Annotated in this window: 16 protein-coding genes and 1 pseudogene; 10 read left to right on the forward strand and 7 right to left on the reverse strand. The window is 69.7% G+C overall.

The features are described 5' to 3' along the window. Nucleotides 1-259: 259 nt before the first annotated feature. Nucleotides 260-1,705, reverse strand: a complete 1,446-nt coding sequence (locus tag ACFVV1_RS34320; protein WP_389997596.1) for a DUF4157 domain-containing protein — start codon at nt 1,703-1,705, stop codon at nt 260-262. A gap of 180 nt (nt 1,706-1,885) precedes the next feature. Continuing rightward, nucleotides 1,886-2,260, reverse strand: a complete 375-nt coding sequence (locus tag ACFVV1_RS34325; RefSeq protein WP_389997598.1) for a hypothetical protein — start codon at nt 2,258-2,260, stop codon at nt 1,886-1,888. A 179-nt stretch (nt 2,261-2,439) separates the two neighbouring features. Between ACFVV1_RS34325 and ACFVV1_RS34330 the strand changes: the two are divergent. Then, nucleotides 2,440-2,601: pseudogene (locus ACFVV1_RS34330) on the forward strand (RidA family protein); the annotation flags it as partial. 218 nt (nt 2,602-2,819) lie between these two features. Here ACFVV1_RS34330 and ACFVV1_RS34335 read toward each other — a convergent pair. After that, nucleotides 2,820-3,494 carry a CBS domain-containing protein gene (locus ACFVV1_RS34335; protein ID WP_389997600.1) on the reverse strand — a complete coding sequence of 225 codons (675 nt, stop codon included), beginning with the start codon at nt 3,492-3,494 and terminating at the stop codon, nt 2,820-2,822. Nucleotides 3,495-3,721: 227 nt separating this feature from the next. On the opposite strand from ACFVV1_RS34335, the gene ACFVV1_RS34340 reads away from it, so the two are divergent. Next, entirely contained in the window at nt 3,722-4,639 is a 918-nt protein-coding gene (locus ACFVV1_RS34340; RefSeq protein WP_389997661.1) for a pyridoxamine 5'-phosphate oxidase family protein, read from the forward strand. 281 nt (nt 4,640-4,920) lie between these two features. Here ACFVV1_RS34340 and ACFVV1_RS34345 read toward each other — a convergent pair whose 3' ends face one another. Further along, nucleotides 4,921-5,154 carry a hypothetical protein gene (locus tag ACFVV1_RS34345; protein ID WP_389997603.1) on the reverse strand — a complete coding sequence of 78 codons (234 nt, stop codon included), beginning with the start codon at nt 5,152-5,154 and terminating at the stop codon, nt 4,921-4,923. A 57-nt stretch (nt 5,155-5,211) separates the two neighbouring features. On the opposite strand from ACFVV1_RS34345, the gene ACFVV1_RS34350 reads away from it, so the two are divergent. Further along, complete coding sequence (locus ACFVV1_RS34350; RefSeq protein ID WP_389997606.1) at nt 5,212-5,694, forward strand: hypothetical protein; 483 nt, start codon at nt 5,212-5,214, stop codon at nt 5,692-5,694. 945 nt (nt 5,695-6,639) lie between these two features. Here ACFVV1_RS34350 and ACFVV1_RS34355 read toward each other — a convergent pair. Both ACFVV1_RS34355 and ftsH read right to left on the reverse strand, forming a co-directional pair. Further along, entirely contained in the window at nt 6,640-7,173 is a 534-nt protein-coding gene (locus ACFVV1_RS34355; protein WP_389997608.1) for an HPP family protein, read from the reverse strand. A 37-nt stretch (nt 7,174-7,210) separates the two neighbouring features. Further along, nucleotides 7,211-9,166, reverse strand: a complete 1,956-nt coding sequence (gene ftsH / locus ACFVV1_RS34360) for an ATP-dependent zinc metalloprotease FtsH (protein ID WP_389997611.1) — start codon at nt 9,164-9,166, stop codon at nt 7,211-7,213. Nucleotides 9,167-9,806: 640 nt separating this feature from the next. Between ftsH and ACFVV1_RS34365 the strand changes: the two genes are divergently transcribed. The 4 genes from ACFVV1_RS34365 to ACFVV1_RS34380 all read left to right on the forward strand — a co-directional run bounded on the left by ACFVV1_RS34365 (nt 9,807) and on the right by ACFVV1_RS34380 (nt 13,231). After that, a complete protein-coding gene (locus ACFVV1_RS34365) occupies nt 9,807-10,883 on the forward strand; it encodes a YbhN family protein (RefSeq protein WP_389997613.1) in 1,077 nt (358 codons plus the stop codon). A 194-nt stretch (nt 10,884-11,077) separates the two neighbouring features. After that, nucleotides 11,078-11,218, forward strand: a complete 141-nt coding sequence (locus ACFVV1_RS34370) for a hypothetical protein (RefSeq protein WP_389997664.1) — start codon at nt 11,078-11,080, stop codon at nt 11,216-11,218. 433 nt (nt 11,219-11,651) lie between these two features. Continuing rightward, nucleotides 11,652-12,227, forward strand: coding sequence for a hypothetical protein (locus ACFVV1_RS34375; protein ID WP_389997616.1), 576 nt, complete (start codon nt 11,652-11,654; stop codon nt 12,225-12,227). Between the two features lie 722 nt (nt 12,228-12,949). Then, entirely contained in the window at nt 12,950-13,231 is a 282-nt protein-coding gene (locus ACFVV1_RS34380) for a DUF1876 domain-containing protein (protein WP_389997618.1), read from the forward strand. A 95-nt stretch (nt 13,232-13,326) separates the two neighbouring features. Here ACFVV1_RS34380 and ACFVV1_RS34385 read toward each other — a convergent pair whose 3' ends face one another. Beyond that, nucleotides 13,327-13,755, reverse strand: a complete 429-nt coding sequence (locus ACFVV1_RS34385) for a hypothetical protein (RefSeq protein WP_389997620.1) — start codon at nt 13,753-13,755, stop codon at nt 13,327-13,329. A gap of 192 nt (nt 13,756-13,947) precedes the next feature. Here ACFVV1_RS34385 and ACFVV1_RS34390 point away from each other — a divergent pair, with 192 nt between their 5' ends. The 3 genes from ACFVV1_RS34390 to ACFVV1_RS34400 all read left to right on the forward strand — a co-directional run bounded on the left by ACFVV1_RS34390 (nt 13,948) and on the right by ACFVV1_RS34400 (nt 17,419). Next, the gene (locus ACFVV1_RS34390; protein ID WP_389997622.1) at nt 13,948-14,409 is read left to right on the forward strand and encodes a cyclic nucleotide-binding domain-containing protein; all 462 of its coding nucleotides are present in this window, start codon (nt 13,948-13,950) and stop codon (nt 14,407-14,409) included. Between the two features lie 47 nt (nt 14,410-14,456). Continuing rightward, nucleotides 14,457-15,080 carry a CBS domain-containing protein gene (locus ACFVV1_RS34395; protein WP_389997625.1) on the forward strand — a complete coding sequence of 208 codons (624 nt, stop codon included), beginning with the start codon at nt 14,457-14,459 and terminating at the stop codon, nt 15,078-15,080. Between the two features lie 386 nt (nt 15,081-15,466). Further along, a complete protein-coding gene (locus ACFVV1_RS34400; protein WP_389997627.1) occupies nt 15,467-17,419 on the forward strand; it encodes a multicopper oxidase family protein in 1,953 nt (650 codons plus the stop codon). Nucleotides 17,420-17,429: the final 10 nt, after the last annotated feature.

Raw genomic sequence — 17,429 nt, forward strand, 5'->3', positions numbered from 1 at the left:
TGACACGGCCCCGCTGCGCGCCCCCCTCAGCGTGGGGCGCACGCTGCAGCAGCCCCTGCCCCTCCCCGTCCGCCGCAGCGAGGACTACACCGTCGACCCGATGTACGACCACGAACGGGCCGCACTGCTGGCCGGACTCGACAGGCCGTAGCCGCGCTCTTGCGGGGCGGCTACGGGCCGGCTTCGGGTTCTACGGGCGGGCGTTCAGGGTCAGGGCGGGCAGGTCGGATCAGGTCGGGTCGGGTCGGGTCGAGTCGGGTCACATGAGCTTCCGGCGGCCGGTCTCCCTTCTGAGACCGCCCACGTTGATCGGCTGGAGGATGACGGTGATCGCGCCGACCGAGAAGTGCTGCACCGGCGCGCCGGTGTTTCGCCCGTGGAAACTGTGCGGCAGCGCCTGCCCGTTGGTCGGGTCCGTGCCCGCCGTATACATGTCGACGATGCCCTCGTGCCCCTGGCGGGCCTTTGCGTCGGTGCCGTCCGCGGCCTGCTCCACGGTGATGCGGTCATCGCCGTCCACGGCGACCACGGCCGCCACGTGGTAGGGCCACCCGCTGGTGTTGGCGGGCAGCTCGTAATCCTCGTCCCACGCGGTCTCCACGATGGCGAACGCCTGGCCGGGGTTCGGCCGCTCCTCGCCGTTCGCATGCGGGCCGCCGGGCCTGGCATGCGCGTAGGCCAGGGCGCCCTCCGTGTTTTCCCTTTCGCCCAAGCCGAACTGGCCGCCGCCCAAGGCGAATTCGCTGGCGTCCTGCCCCAGGGCCAGCCGCTGCTGGTGCATGATCTCCTCGGCGGTGTGGGCACAGTCCGCGAGGAAGGTCGTCGACGGCTCGTACTCCGCGTACGTGCGCCCCCCGATGTCCCCGCTCTGCCCGGTCGGCGTGCAGTACCGGGGCGCTGGGGCGTCCTGCGCAACCCAGATAACGGTGGTGTCCGCCCCGGGAGTGACGGTCATGAGATAGCGGCCGTTCTCCGAGACCCGTGCGGGCCCCAACTCCGCGGTGGTGACCTGGGAAAAGCGCTGGAGGACCGTCGCGTCGGTGCCGCGCGCCGTGCCCCGGGCCATGGCGTCGGCTTCCCGCTGTACGGGGGCACCTTGGGGGCCCTGGTCGCTCTGCTCGGGCGTCCGCCTCATCACCCGGACCGCGTTGGCCTCGGCCTCGCGCTCGAAGCGGTCGCCGGGGTCGGAGACGCTCAGTCCCGACCCGTTGTCCGTACCGGCCACCGGACCCTGGCGCTGCTGGATGACGTGCGTCAGCTCATGGGCGAGGGTGTGCTTGTCGCCGCCGCCGTCGCCGATGACGACATGGCTGCCGGAGGTGTAGGCACGGGCACCCACCTCGGCGGCGGAGTCGCGGGCCGCGGAGTCGGTGTGCAGGCGGACGTCGGAGAAGTCGGCGCCGAGGCGGGATTCCATTTCCTGGCGCAGCGGTTCGTGCAGTGGCTTGCCCGGCGCGCGCAGCACGTCGTGCACGGCGGAGCGCTGCACCGGCTCCGCCGTGGGCTGTTGGTGGCCGCAGCCCGCGCCGCGCTGGTGCCGGTCCCGCTGGAGCATACGGACGACGGCCGCGTTGCCGATGGTGCGCTGCAGCTCGAGAAGCGCATCGGGCACCCGACTGCTCGGGGCCTCCCCCGGCCGCGTGGCCGCGCTCTTGGCGGGGCGCTGCGGCTGCTTTTCGTTCTTTGTCGGCTCTTGCGCGTGCATGGACTTCCGCTCGTAGGGCTGGCAGTTTCGCTGTGCTCTCCCTACCTACCTGGTGCAGCAGTCGCGGGTAAGGGATGTACGGGCACGATGCGGTAGCCCGTATGGGCAGCGTGTCCGCCTGGCGGGCATCGGCGGGGGCTGCCCGGGGCGTGGGTACTACCAGCGCGCTCCGGGCCCGCTTCAGCTAGCGTGCCCCCGCTGCAGCGCCGCCTCCGCCTGCCGCTGACGGGGGAAGACGCACAGCCGGTCGGTGAGGTGCGAGACGGCCGAATCGGCGCGGGCGGAGTGGAGTTGGGGGTAGTGGTCGAGGGCGAGGTGGACGTGCGCGCATGCCTCGTCGAGGTGCCCGGCGTCGAGGAGCAGTCCGGCGAGGCGGGCCTGGGTGAGCGCATACGGGCGGCGCCTGGCTGGGGTGCGTCGGCGGGCCACGTCGCGCAGGGCGCTCAGCGCCTGCCGGCCGTCGCCGAGAGCCTGCAGGGTCCGGGCCCGTTGGTAGTCGAGTCCTGCCCGGGGATAGGCGGAGAAGGGGCCCGGAGGGCTGGCGAGCCTCTCCATACTCGGCCCGGTACTCCCGAAGGTGCCGCAGATGTAAGACCTCGGTTCGGTCGAACCGAGGTCGGTCGGCTTTGCTTACGTGCCCAACATGCCTAACACCCATCGGATATCTGTCAGGCACGGGCCACCAGGGCTACTTGCCTTATATGCCTGACGGCTTCTCGGCACCCGAGATAGCCGTGGCTCGTGCCATCGCTTTGATCCGCTCCGCCTCCCTGTCCGTCGTCGCCGAGTACGCCTACGCGGCCACGGCGCCCGCCGAGTCACGCCTGATCTTCCTCGCTGGGGCATGTCCGCTGAACGATGACGGCTCCACGGCAGCGATCGGGGATTACGCGGGCCACACAGAGAGCGGTGGTCAGCCCCTGGTAGTTGGGCATTGACGGGTTGCGGGGCGTTCCCTGGAAGAGTGGAACGGGCTACTGGCGAGGCAATCCGGCACGACGAGGCGCTCCTCCTCGCGGGCCTGCTCCGGGCTCGGTCAGCCTTGCCGTGGGCCCGTGCAGACTGCCCTGCCGTTGCGGTGCGCGGTGAGGCGGGTTACGAGGGCCCGAAGGTCTCACGTGTCGGTGCGGGAAGTCCGGATGTCGTCGGTCCGGAAGGCGACACGCTCAGCAACGGAGACCACACCGTCAACGCTCCGACACAACCGTTCGATGATGGGGATCAGGCTCTTGAACTCGACGGATCCGCCGAGGACGACCTGTCCCTGGCGTACGTCGACCACCACCTCCGAGGGGGCCAGCCCCATCGTCCGCTGTAGTACGTCCCGGTTGATTTCCTCGTAGATGGCGTCGTCACGGCGCAGGAAGACCCGCAGCAGGTCACTACGGCTGACGATGCCCAGCAATTTGTCCGTCTCGTCCACGACGGGCAGCCGTTTGACGTTCTGCACTTCCATGAGGCGGGCAGCCTCGACCACGGTCCACTCCGGACGCGCACACACCGCGGGAGCCGACATCAGCTCCTCGGCCCTGGCCCCCTCGGCCTTGGCCCTCTCCCACGCCTCCAGATGCGGAATCGGCGTCAGGCCTGACGGATCGGCCTGGTCGGAAGACTTGCGCAGCAGGTCGGCCTCGGACACGACACCCATGGGGCGATCCAGTTCATCGACCACGGGTACCGCTGTGACATCGTTCTCCGCCAGGAGCTTGACGATCTCTTTGAACGGCAGGTCACGCCGTGCCCGGACGACGTCTCTGGTCATGAGCTCTGCGACCGATCGGTGGTGCATGCGGCTTCTCCCTTCGGGGTGTGACGGCCAGTAACAGTCAGGTGTCGAGCGGGTCAGGGCCTGTCGCCCGCGAGTCGCGCGGTGAGTCGGCCAGGCTCGTCGATGGACCAAGTGGGCCCGGTTCCAGCCCGCTCGGCCCCACGGAATCACGGTTTCTCATCCCGTGCGGCGACGTGCCACGCGTGGCACGTTGGGTACAGCAACATGATGAGGAATTGGCGGCGATCATGCGAGCTCACCTCGGCGATCAACTTGTTGTCGAAAGCCCGGCCACCGGCGCCAGCAGGCGCGACGGCGAGATTGTCGGACTGCACCACGAGGACGGAACGCCTCCCTACGACGTGCACTGGTCGGATACCGACCAGGTGACGCTCGTGTTCCCCGGGCCCGACGCCCATATCCGTCACCTTGAGCACAGGCCCGACAGATCCCGCGAGCCATCCCGGCCGGGCATGACCGAGGCCGGTGCCGAGTCCGCCAGGGTCCGGCTCGAGGGCGCGCCCAACCCCGGCGACGTCGGCAGACGCGTGGCCATGGAACGCGAGCGACAGGGGCTCAGCCGCGCGGAAACAGCCCGCCGCGCCAGAATGGCGCCGGACTACCTGGCATACCTCGAACAACGGCCGGCGGACCCGAGTCTGGCCAGTCTCATCAGCCTGGCCGACGCACTGGGCACCACCGTCGCAGCCCTGCGCGGAGGCGGCATCGATCTGCCACCCGGCCAGAGCCAGGCGCTCCTGCACCCCCGGCTGCGGGACCTCAACCCCGATGAATGCCGCGCCCGGCTCTCCACACACGGCGTAGGACGCATCGCGGTGTCAACACCCGATGGCCCGGCAGTCCTTCCGGTGAACTACGAGGTCATCGATGACACGATTGCTTTCCGGACCGCGCCTTACTCAGTGCCTGCGATGGCCGGGGGAACGGATGTCGCATTCGAGGTCGACCATGTGGACGAGGCCATGAGCCAAGGCTGGAGCGTGCTTGCCGTAGGCCCTGCGCGGATCGTTACAGAGCCCGACGCACTGCGGCAGCTTGCCGATCGCGCCCACACCACGCCTTGGGCAGGAGGCGAACGCGAGACGTGGATATCGATCCGGCCCACACGCCTCACAGGGCGGCGCATCAGTCCGGCTGATCAGTGACCGACAGCGGACTGCCGCGACGCCCGGCGGGCATTCCACGACCACGATCCAGCCCTGACCACACAGCGACCGCGACCAATGGGTCCGCCGACTCACACAGGGAGGCTTTGGCGATCCAGGACCCTGCTCGCCGACGAATATGTAACAGCGCCGGCCTACGGCGCGTAGCCGTGGCTCTTTGTCTGCCTTCAGGGCAGCCTTGACTTCCATGTACAGCTGATTCCGACCGAGTCACGCCGTACCCCGAACTCGACACCCGTTCCGGCGGTCTCAGGGGCACGCTAGGACGATCCGTGCCAACCTGCCCTGGCCCGCACATCCGCACGGACGGCTGGGAAGCCCAGGGTCCGTGCGGCCCGCTCGACCACGGTCGCCGTCCGAGCACGCAGCCCCTGGCCGGCCCGGCCCGAGTCACGGACGCGGAGGCCGAAGATGGTGGGCCGAATGATCTTGCTGGTCTCGTCCAGATCATCCACCGCACGCAGCAGCCGCTCGCTCGCCTCTGGCTGCTCCACGAGCCGCACCACGCTCTTGCAGCGCCGTCCCCGTGCCGAACAGCGTGGGGCGATCCGGTGGACGACTCGGCGGCGGCGGTGGGCACCGGCCTGCGGATCTCGGCCGCCGCCCGCACGGCCGGTGCCGTACCCGAGGCGGTGTCCTGGGCGGGAGGGCGCCTTGCCCTGCTGGTCTGCCGCGGGCTGTTCATTCACGGCCGTCGGCTGACGGAGCCGTCCGCTCGGCGCGCTGCCCGGGTCCTCGGCTCCGGGGCCCTGCACGCCGGGGCCTTCGCCGACTTCCGTCGGCAACTGCCGGGCACGGCGCGTTGGGTGGTGAACGGTGTCGAGGAGCCGGCCGACCTCTGGCGGGCCGAGGCGCACCGGTGGACGCGGGTCGAGCAGGACGGCTCCGCGCTACTGACCGGTTCACGGCTGGACGCCGCGCCGGTTGTCGGTGCGGTCGCGTTGCTCTCCACCGACGCCTGGCGTGTACGGGCGGCGCTGGAGTCGGCCGCACGGGGCGGCGGGCCGCTGGAGGCGTTCGATGCGCTGGGCTGAGGCCACGAAGCCAGAGGAGATCCTCGACCGCCGCTTCGCCTCCGGCGAGATCGATGCGGAAGCGTACACCGAGGCAAGCAAACGTCTCGCCGCCCACCGGCCGGGACCCCGGTAACCAGGCTGCGGGGCCGTTGGCTGCCGCTCACCGTGCTGGTTGCGGCGGTGATGATGCTGATCGCGATCGTGTGGACCGCCGGCAGTGACGTCGGGTGATCCGGCCCGCCGGCGAAGACGGGCGCGGTCTCCCGCGACGGACCGGTACGCAACCTGGACGGCGCTGAGCGCGCGACCGGACGCTTCGCCGACCGGTGGGACCCGCGTGTCGGAGAAGTCATGGAGTTCAGCAACGGCTACTACGCCGAATTCCTCACGCCTGACGGAAAGGGCGCCACCAAGGTCCTCATCGATCCGGGCAGCGGCAGCGTGCAGCTGAAGTTCGGCCCGGCCATGATGTGGAACGCCACCTACGGGATGATGCCGTCCGCCACCAGACCGGCGTCACGACAATCGAGCCAGGCCAGGCCGCGCGGATCGCCGACGGGTGGGTGCGAGAGCACCGTCCCGGGCTGCACGCGGCTGACCCGGAATCGTTCCCCGGCTGCTACACCCTGCACGCGCTGCACGGCGACGACATCGTTGGCATGTCACATGCCCATGCCAACGCCTGTACCGGGGCGGTCTGGTACCACACCTGGCACGGACCCGCGTCCGCAGCAGCGCGGGTTGCGTCGAGCCCAGCGCCGGGGCGTGCCGCGCAGGGCGCACGCGCCGCCAGGCCATCGACGGGGAACTGACACCTGAGACCGCAGGCGGGCGAATGAGGAAGCGCGGGACCTCACCTGCGTGCTCGGGGCCCGGACGGACCTGATGCCGACGTCAGGTGACACCAGGACAGCCTTACCAGGTGTCACCTCGGCAAGCGTGCCGCAGCTCAGCGGTGGGCGCTCAGGGCACCGCCGTTCCGCGGTAGCCCCGCCGAGGCGAGAGCCCAGGCAACACCGTGGACGGGGCCCGCGGACGCGTGTCGGCGGGTTCCTTCTGCACCGGACGACCGGCGAGGGCCGCGACGATGTCGGCTGCGGTCAGCACCCCGGCGAGACGCCCGTCTTCCTCCAGCACCGGCAGGGCGTCGGCTTCGGTATAGCTCATGAGGTCGGCTGCGTGGCGTACGGTCTGCTCGACATGTACGAGTGCCGACCTGTGGGCGGGCAGGAGGTCGCCCACGCGCAGGCCGGACAGCGAGGCGGCCGGTGCCGCACAGACGACCGCCACGTCGGCCCTGTCCAGCAGGCCGGCACAGCGGCCGTCCGGATGCACGACCGGAAGGTGCCGGGAGCCGGATCGCTCCAGCAACTCCCAGGCCACGAGCACGGTTTCGTCGACATCGATCGTGACCACAGCGGTGCGCATCACGATGGCGACCGTCCGCGCCAAGACCTCCTGCTCACCGTGGACCGCCCCCGGCTGCTGCTCCTTCATGGTCGCCTCCTTCTTGTTTGCGAGCGTCGCCGCGGCGTCACGGGGAGGGCGTCGGCTTCCCTTCCGCCGTGGGGTGGGGACCGTCCGGCGGCTGTTGCTGTCGGAGTACGTCGAGGACCACGGATCCGTCGACGGTCTCGCGGGTGGTGAGCAGTCCGGCAAGGGTGTCCAGCGCCTCCCGGTGGTCGCGCAGCAGAGCCACCGCGCGTTCCTCGGCTTGCCGCAGCAGGCGGGCGGTCTCCTCGTCGACGATGCGTTGGGTCTGCTCGGAGTAAGGCCGGTGCAGTGTCTCTTCAGTGCTCTCGCCGCCGAGGTAGCGGGGGGCTCCGGAGCCGTATCCGACGGGGCCGAGGGCCGGGGACAGGCCGAACTCGCGGACCATGCGGGCGGCGAGCTGGGTGGCGCCGGCCAGGTCGTCGGCGGCGCCGGTCGAGCCCTCGCCGAAGACGACCAGTTCGGCCGCGCGGCCGCCGAGCCGGACGGTCAGCAGGTCGGTCAGATAGCCCTCGCTGTACAGGTGCCGTTCGGCCTCCGGGAGCTGCTCAGTGGCACCCAGCGAAGGCCCGGAGGGCAGGATGGTGACCTTGGCGACCGGGTCGGCGTGCTCGCACAGGGCCGCCATGAGCGCGTGTCCGGATTCGTGGACGGCCACGGAGTGCCGTTCCTCGGGCAGCAGGGCGTTGGTGGACTCCCGCCGCCCCAGCAGCAGCCGGTCGCGGGCGTCGCCGAGACCCTGGGCGTCGATGACGACGCCCCCTGCCCGGACGGCATTGATGGCGGCCTCGTTGACCAGATTGGCGAGGTCAGCGCCGGAGAAGCCGGGCGTGGCCCGGGCGACGGTGTCCCAGTCGACGTCCGGTGCCAGGGTCTTGCCGCGGGCGTGGACGGCCAGGATGGCCGCCCGTTCGGCCTGGTTGGGCAGTGGCACGGTCACGTGCCGGTCGAAGCGGCCGGGGCGCAGCAGCGCCGGGTCGAGGGCCTCGGGCCGGTTGGTCGCGGCCAGGACGACGATGCCGCTGGCCTGGTCGAAGCCGTCCATCTCGGCGAGGAGTTGGTTGAGGGTCTGCTCGCGTTCGTCGTTGCCGCCCAGCCGGGCAGCCCCGCCGCGACGGCTGCCGACGGCGTCGATCTCGTCGATGAAGATGATCGAGGGGGCCCGTTTGCGCGCCTGGGCGAACAGGTCGCGCACCCGGGAGGCCCCGACACCGACGAACATCTCCACGAACGCCGAGCCGGTCACCGACAGGAACGGGACCTCCGCCTCACCGGCCACCGCGCGGGCGATGAGGGTCTTACCGGTGCCCGGCGGGCCCACCATGATCACACCACGTGGTCCCTTGGCTCCCGCGACCGCGTAGCGCTCGGGGCTGCGCAGGAAGTCGACGATCTCGCTGATCTCCTGCTTGACGCCCCCGTAGCCCGCGACGTCCTCGAAGCGGGTGGTCGGCCGCTCGGTCTCGATGATCTTGGCGCGGGCCCGCCCGATGGCACTGAGCCCCCCGCCCAGTGTCCTTGCTGCCTGGCGGCCGGTCCACACGAACAGAGCGACGATGAACAGCAGCGGCAGGAACAGCACCAGCAGTGTCCCGATGGGGCTGCCGCTGCTGCTCCGGGACGCGGTGATCTCCACGTTCTTGGACTGCAATTGCTGCTCCAGGCGGCTGTTGTCCAGAGCGGTGGGTATCCGCGTGGTGAATTTCTTACCGTCCTTGAGGGTTCCCTTGATGGCGCCCTTGTCGTCGATGTCGACCGTCTTGACCTGACCGACGCTCACCTTGCCGACGAACTCGCTGTACGACAGCGACGCGCCCCCCTGGGGGGAGGGAGTTCGCATCAGCACCACGAGCAGCAAGACCAACGCGGCGAAGGGCAGCAGCCAGCGAGACCAGGAAGGCCCCGGCGAAGGCGCCGGCGGCTTGGGCGCCTCGCGCGGGGGCCCCGGTTTGGCCGAGCGTGACAGATGCCGGCCTGACAGACGAACTGATGTGATCACCGGACGGCTCCCTTGGCGGAAGGACGAACCTCGGGCGAGACCGTTCCCGCAATTCGAAGAGGCATGGATCGCAGGCGGGCGTCCCACTTCCAGGATCAACGCTCTCTCCGCCATCGGCAGGAGCGAACGCACCGAGTCGGGGCCTGGTCACGCGCGGTCCCGACCGGAGAAGCCGGCCGACCAGGACCAGGAGTCCTCGGCCCTCCACCACACAGACCGTCTGTGACAAGTCTAGAAAGTGCCATTTTTGGCAGGTTGCGATGAAACGATCCGTACCCCAGCAGCCCCCGAGGTCCAGATGGAGGCCCTCGGGGAGCTGCCACCGAACGCGGCCGGGTACGCGCGGGACAAGGTACAGGCAGTCCTCGGCCAGACGCGGGAACCGGTTCTGTTGCCGCCTCTGTCCGGTTCGGAGCCCGCCGGCGGACGACACCTCGGCTGGGGTCCGTGCCTGCCTGCCCGCCCCGGGGCGGGCAGGCAGGCCGCTGCGCGCTCCGTGCACGTTCGTCAGATGAGTGGTCCGTCCCGGCGCCTCCTGCGGACAGCTGCGCGCACGACGGGACAGCCAGCGGCCCCTGTACAGGACGGTTCGCCTTACGGCTCATCTCGTCGGGCGGTGTGGCGCCGTACGGTGTCCGACATGGACGGCGCGGACGAGAACGTCGAGCATGGCGAGGGCTTGGTTGCCGCACCTTTCAGGGCGCCACGTCGGCTGTGGTGGGTCGGCTCCGTCGCCCTGTTGATGATCGCGGCGGTCGTCGCGGTGTACAGGCGGCACGACCTGGCTGCGGCCTCGCACCTGATCGCCGCAGTCCGGCTGCCCCGGCTGGTCCTGGTCGCCGGGTTCGAGGCAGCGTCTCTCGGTGCTCTGATCGCACTGCAGCACTGGCTGCTGCGTATGGGCGGGGCGCGCTTGCGCCTCAAGGTCGTCGGGACCATCGTGCTGGCGGCCAACGCCGTCGCCGGTGCACTGCCGGGCGGAGCGGCGTTCGCGGCCGCATGGATGTTCACGCAGTTGCGGCGCAGGGGTGTCGGACAGGTACTCGCGGGAGCGGTGCTTGCCGTCTCGGGAGTACTGTCGGTGGCCGCGCTCTTTGCGCTGCTGATAGCCGGTGCGCTGGCGAGCGGCTCCGCGGGGCTCGGCGCGCTACGGCCCCTGGTGCTCGGGCTCGTGGCGGTCCTCAGCGTGATGGTGGGCGCTGTGGCTGGGCTCTCCCGTTTCCGGCCGGTACGCCGCCGGTTCTGGCGGCTCTGGCGGCGACTCGGGGTACATTCCCAACAGCTGCGGGACATCGAGGACGGCCTGCTTGCCCTCGTCCGGCACGTCCATGCCGTACGACCGGGGCTGCGCCCATGGTGGCGGCCCTTCACGTTCGCGCTGCTCAACTGGGCGTGCGACGCGGCCTGCCTCCTCACCTGCGCGTGGGCGCTGGGCATCGGCGTTCCCTGGCGCGGGATCCTCGTGGCATACCCGCTCACCCAGATGACGGGCAGCCTGCGGCTGACGCCGGGCGGTCTCGGTGTGGTGGAGGCCGGCCTGACAGCGCTGCTCGCGCTGTACGGGCTGCGCACCGACCAGGCAATCGCGCTCACGCTGCTCTACCGGATGGCGAGCTACTGGGCGCTGCAACCCATCGGCTGGGGGTGCTGGCTCGGTCTGACCTTCAGCTCGCGACGCGCGGACCACCGCGCCGGACCTGACCGGCACACCGGATGAGAGCACCGCCGAATCGTCTCCATGGGGCGCCACGAGAACCTCGTCCGCACTGGATACCCAGGCACCCGAACGGCCCTCCCGTCGCCTGGCGCCGGTGGCTCACCGGGGCACGGACCCGGTGAGCCACCGGCGAAGCAGTGCTGATCACACGGCCTCGGTCACTCCGTTCGGGCACGGAGCAGGTATTGCACGCCGTGGAGGAGCACCGGACCCAGCGGCTGCCGGTCATCGACGAGCACCGGCTGGCCGGCATGATCGCCGAAGCCGACCTCGCCCGGAATCTCCCGGAAAAGCAGTTGGGGCACTTCGTAGCGTCCATCTGCGCGACTCCTTGACCATGCCGGATGCGCGCCGAGCGGCGTGATCGGGACACACTGCTCGCCCCACCATTCCGCGTGCACACTGCGTCGCTCTTCGCGATGCCCCGTGAGGACCGCGGTCCGGTCGCATGACCGTCCCGGCGGCAGGTCCGGACGCAGTGCCGGTACCTGTGCCAGGGCGTGGTCGGCGGTGCCGGCGTCGTCGAGCAGGAACACGCGGACCGGCCTCTGCGGTGAGAATCCACCTGTGTCGCTCATGGTGCCCTCCACGCTGTGGGCCGGCGTGGCGTCCGACCCACCCATCGTGACGCGCAGCCCGCGGGCGCGCCAGGGGGAACGGGCCCGCGCCCGCGCTTCCAGCGTGTACGGCACAAGCCGGCCGCTCGGCCCCTCTTTGCGGTAGCAGAAACGTGGGACGGTTGAGAGACAACCGAAAGGGGGGCACGCGATGCCTTTCAGCACGGTTTTCTGGCGTTGGCGGCGCAACCCGCTCAGGCGTGGTTCGGACGTCGCGGAATCCTGGCTCGTACTGGCCACAGCGGTGCTGATCGCCGTGGCGGCTCCGAGTGCTGGACTGGCCGCCGCGCAAGCGGGAGACGCCGGAGCTCACGAACAAAGTCAGGGATGGCACAGCGTGTCGGTGGTTCTGACCGAGAATCCGCCGGCCGTGATCGGTATCGATTCCCCGGGTGTGGGCGGCGGCAAGATCCAGGCAACGGTGCGGTGGACGACGCCCGATGGCACTGTCCGGACAGGAGAGACAGCGGTGCCGGCGGGCCTTAAAGCCGGCGACCGGACCACCGCATGGCTCGACGGGCACGGCACTTTGCTGCGCCACCCCGTCACTCCGGGGGAGGCCAGCGTCGAGGGCATCGGGGTCGGCACCGCGGTCGCGAGCGGCACCTGCTTGATCGCGCTCGGCGCCGAGCGGGCCGGCGTTGCGCTCCTGAACCACCGACGCTATGCACAGTGGGACCGGGAGTGGGCGGAGGCGGACCCGCAACGGGGGCATAAGCGGACATGAACGGCCGCGGGGACCCCTTCGGCCAGACCACCAAGTCCCCGTCCCACGGCGCTCCCCGCACCGTGCTCCCGTCCGCGGTGAGTCCGTCGTGAGGTGAGCACCGGCGGTCAGGGCCGCGTGTGGCAGATGCGGTGGTCTCCTGACCTGGGCGGTATGCGGCACCATGTCGGTGCGTGAGGCGGTGCACCACCGCGACCATGCCGTGGACCTGCCGGGTCATCCGTACGGCAACGGCCTCGTGGATGCCGTTCTCCACGTCGCCGCACAGCCTCACCACACCGCCGTGCACGGTGACGCTCACCGTATGCGGACTCAGCCACCGCGCGGCGGACCAGGACGGCGAGCACTGGCAGACCGCGACCGGTCGGCAGCCGCCTTGCAGGTCGGGCCGTCGTTCCGGGGACAGGCGGTGGGAGGAGGCTGGCGATGATGCGCGCGCCCCGTCGGCTGGGGTGGCGGACGAAGCGGCGCTCGTGCTGGCTGGCGGCGTGCGCGTCGGGCGGCGGCCATGGTCCCCCGTCCGGCACGCCCTGTGGGCCGGTAGGCCCAAGTCCGGGACGGCTCACACGGCGCAGTATGGAGGCCGGAGCAAGTCGAGAAGGACCGTTGTCGCGCCGAATCCAGCAGTCGGTCGTGCGCTTCTGTCAGCGTGGATACCCAGCGTACCGACGGCGGCCGCGTCCCCGGCAGCCTGGACCGTTCAACGGAAGGAAGTCTTGGCCATGACCCAGCACACGAGCACCGAGAAGCCACACAGCAAGCAGTGGAGCGTGCGTCTGGACCTCTTCGAGGAAGATGACCTCACCAAGGTTCACGCCGTCCTCGACACCGGTGACACCACCCTTCGGAGTCGCGCCTCCGCCCAGCGCAACCCTCACGACACACCCGTTCCCGAGATCGGTGACGAGTACGCCGCCGGCCGGGCATTGATCGACCTCGGTAACCAGCTGCTCCGTGCCGGAAGCACCGACTCCGCGTCGGGTGACCTTGCCGTGCCCGGTTGAACGGGCATCGAGAGCAGCCGCCCCTGCTGGTGGGTAGGAAGGGATCCGCCATGGCCGAGCGGTCCCTGCCCCTGGAAGAGCCGCTTCTGCAGGGCTCAGCCGGAGTTGTAGCGCCGCCACTGCACAACAGTCGGCCGTGGCACTTCCGCCCGATGTCCGACGCGCTCAGGATGCACGTGTACGCGGCCCCGATGCGTGCCGTGCCGCACTCCCCTGCGGTCTGCGCAGTTCGCGGGCGCGGCCGCCCCTCCACCGAGGTGCAGGGGCGGCCGTTGCAGTACGGGCGCAACGAGGGAGTGGAGGGCGGTGGAGTGGGGTACCTGGCTCTCGGTGACGTGGGCGCCGAAATCGTGGACCCCGAAGGTACGGGTGGGCAGCGCGCGGTCGGACTCGATGGGAAGGTCGGCGGTGTGCGGCGCGGCCATGACGGTCGGGGTGCCGGACTCGATGGCGTAGGTGCCGGGCTCGGACAGGGCGAACAGGTCGTTGTCGCAGCCGGCATCGGGGAACTCGAAGCCGGCCACCCAACGCACGGTCTCGGCCGCGTCGTCGCGAGATCTCGCAATCGGGTGCAAGGAGTGACCTCGGCCAGCAGATCCGTCAGATGAGCTCTCCGGCCCAGGGCCGGACGGGACCTCGGGAGGGCCCGGTGGACCCATGTCCGTGAACCGGCTGTCCGGCGATGCTGAAGCCGGAGGCTACAGAGGAGGCCACCGATGAGCGCTTCTCCGACTCGCATCACCGCAGCCCTGCCCGCCCGGTACCGTGCCCGCCTGATGCAGATCGGGCAGGAGGTCAATTTCGCCCAGGGAGTCCGTCTCTTCCACGAGGGAGACCACGCAGACCGCTTCTGGATCCTGCGCTCGGGCACCGTCACGCTGGACATCCGCGTACCCGGCAGCCCCCCGGCAGCGATCGAAAGCCTCGGCTCCGGCGAACTGGTCGGCTGGGCCTGGCTGTTCGAACCCTACATCTGGCACCTCGGAGCAGAGGCGATGACACCTGTCCGTACCCATGAGTTCGACGCGACGACCGTACGCATGATGATGGACGCGGATCCCGCCTTCGGCTCGGCCATCGGCCACTGGGTCGGGCAGGTACTCGCCCACCGATTGCAGGCCACTCGGATCCGTCTGCTCGATCTCTACGCCCCTCACGGCAGCGGCGGGTTTGTGTGAGCACGCCGCCCTGCCACCACCCAAGAGTCACGTCCGAGGAGCACCCCATGGCTGCATTCCCGTATACCGTCAGCGACGTCATGACCCACACGGCCGTGGCCATCGGCCGCGAGGCCTCGTACAAGGAGATCGTCGAGCTGATGCACCAGTGGAAGGTCAGCGCCGTGCCGGTCCTCGAAGGCGAGGGCCGCGTCGTCGGGGTCGTCTCCGAGGCGGACCTGCTGCCGAAGGAGGAATTCCGGCAGGACGACCCGAAGCTGCCCGACCAACTGGAGGAGGCGTCAAAGGCCGACGCGGTGCTGGCCGAAGAGCTGATGTCGAGTCCGGCCGTCACCGTCCACCCCGACGCCACGCTCGCCGAGGCCGCCCGCATCATGGCGCGCAAGCGAGTGAAACGACTGCCCGTCGTGAACAATCTCGGCATGCTGGAGGGCGTCGTGAGCCGCAGCGACCTGTTGAAGGTGTTCCTGCGCTCGGACGAGGAGATCGACGAGGAGATCCGATCCGCTGTTGTCGCCGAACTCTCTCCTTCGGACCGGGTGGAATTCTCTGTGCTGGATGGTGTCGTCACGCTGCGGGGAGCTCTCCGGAACCGTTCCCTGGTGCCACTTCTGGCTCGGGCCATTCGCGCGGTGGAAGGCGTCGTGGACGTGCGCATGGAGCTTGGCTGAAGTTCCCTCCAGGCACTGCGTCCCACAACAGCCGGTCCGGCTCCGCCGTGCGGGCGGTCGCGACCAGCAGGGGTATCGACTGGGTGCAGTTCCCTCCGGCGGAGTGGACACTCGACCTCTACGCTGCGGGGGCAGTGTCGTGACTGCGCTGCTACTGAACCCCGGCCGGGCCGTACCAGTCTCCTTGATCAAGCCGACTGTCGCCACAGTCGAAAGCCATGCGCCGTGAACGCCACGGCGTGGAGCGCAGGGCGAGCTGAAACGCTGCGCCTGGCATGAGGACCTCGGCCCTCGACGTTCCGAGTGGCTCTTCTTCGTCGTGTCGGAAACACTGGAACGGTTTCTGGGACTGAAGCCGACGGGGGGCCGTGTCCAGGAGGACTCAGATGGCCACAAGGCGACAATTCATCAAGGCGGGCCTCGTCGGCGGAACGTGCCTCTTCATCCCGGCCGGGTCTGCCTCCGCACGGGCCTGGCCGGGGATCCCCGGTCGCGTCCTGGACCCGAAGCGCATCGACAAGTACGTCACCGAGCTCGCCGTCCCGCCGGTCATGCCCTGGACCGAGAGAGACGAGGCAGGACGCGTCGACCACTACACGATCGGTGTTCGGCAGTTGCGGCAGCAGATCCTGCCAGCCGGTATGCCGGCCACAACGGTGTGGGGATACGGGTCGACCCGGCATCCGGGAAGCTTCTCCTACCCGTCACACACCGTCGAGGCGACCTTCGGCCGGGCCATACGGGTCACGTGGGTGAACCAGCTGCTCGACCGCCACGGCAACCATCTGCCGCACCTACTGCCGGTAGACCCCACACTGCACTGGGCCAACCCCCAAGGCGGCATCTCACGGCGTGATGCACGGCCGACCTTCACCTCGACACCCGGCCCCTATACCGGACCCGTGCCGATCGTGACCCACCTGCACGGGGGGCACAACACGCAGGAGAGCGACGGCTACCCCGAGGCGTGGTATCTGCCCCGCGCTTCCGACATCCCCGACGGATACGCACGGGTGGGCACCTTCTACGAACGGTTCAGGACACTGTTCGAGGACCAGTTCGACGCAATGTGGGAGCCTGGAGCCGCGGTATTCCAGTACGCCAACCAGGAGCGTGCCGCCACCTCCTGGTTCCATGACCACGCCCTGGGGGTCACTCGGCTGAACGTCTACGCAGGGTTGGCGGGTTTCTACCTCCTGCGTGGCGGGCCGGCCGACCTCCCGGACGGTGTGCTGCCGGGGCCGGGGCCGAAACTCGGTGACCCCCCGGGAACGCACTACTGCGAAATACCGGTCGTCATCCAGGACCGGTCGTTCTCCACCGACGGCAGCCTGTTCTACCCGGCGAGCCGCGCGTCCTTCGACCACTTCACCGGGCCCTACATCCCCGGCAGTGACATCTCCCCGATCTGGAACCCGGAGTTCTTCGGCAACACGATGGTGACCAACGGCCGTACCTGGCCTGCTCTCTCCGTCGAGCCGCGCCGCTACCGCCTGCGGTTTCTGAACGGCTGCAACGCACGCTTCCTGATCCTGAAGATCGTCACCGACCCGATGGCCCCTCGTCCCGCGGACCCGGTGCTCCCCTTCTGGCAGATCGGTTCGGAGGGAGGCTTCTTGCCCGCACCCGTGCAGCGCGACCGGCTGCTCACCGCTCCCGCCGAACGCGCCGACGTCGTCGTCGACTTCACCTCGATTCCGGTCGGCACTGATCTGTACCTCATCAACGAGGGACCCGACGAGCCGTTCAGGGGTGGGAGAGCTGGCACAGACTTCCGGTCGGCGGCCCCCGGGACCACCGGACAGGTCATGAAATTCACGGTGGCACGACCGCTCACTACACCGGACAGGACCGTGCCCCCCGCCCACCTCACCCTTCCGCCGTTCGAACCGCTGGGTCCAGCGAGCCACACGCGGCAGGTCTCCTTGCAGGAGCAGAACTCCGCGGTCCTGCGGGGCGTGGGCCCCCGCGTGGTGATGCTCGGCACCGTGGACCGGCACGGAAACCGGACCCCCATGGGATGGGCCGATCCCATCACGGAGAACCCGGCACTCGGGGCGACCGAGATCTGGGAAATACACAACTCAACCAGGGATGCCCACCCGATCCACATCCACGAGGTTCAGTTCCAGGTCGTCGACCGGCAGAGCACCGGGCACAGCGCAAGACCTCCAGAGCCCTGGGAGAACGGTTTCAAGGACACGGTGATCGCCTATCCGCACGCCATCACCCGGGTCAAGGCCACCTTCGACCGGGCGGGACAGTATGTGTGGCACTGCCACATGCTCGAACACGAGGACAACGAGATGATGCGGCCATACCGTGTCGGCCCTCACTGAACGCCAAAGC

The sequence above is a fragment of the Streptomyces sp. NPDC058092 genome (assembly GCF_042884935.1).
Taxonomy (GTDB): Bacteria; Actinomycetota; Actinomycetes; order Streptomycetales; family Streptomycetaceae; genus Streptomyces.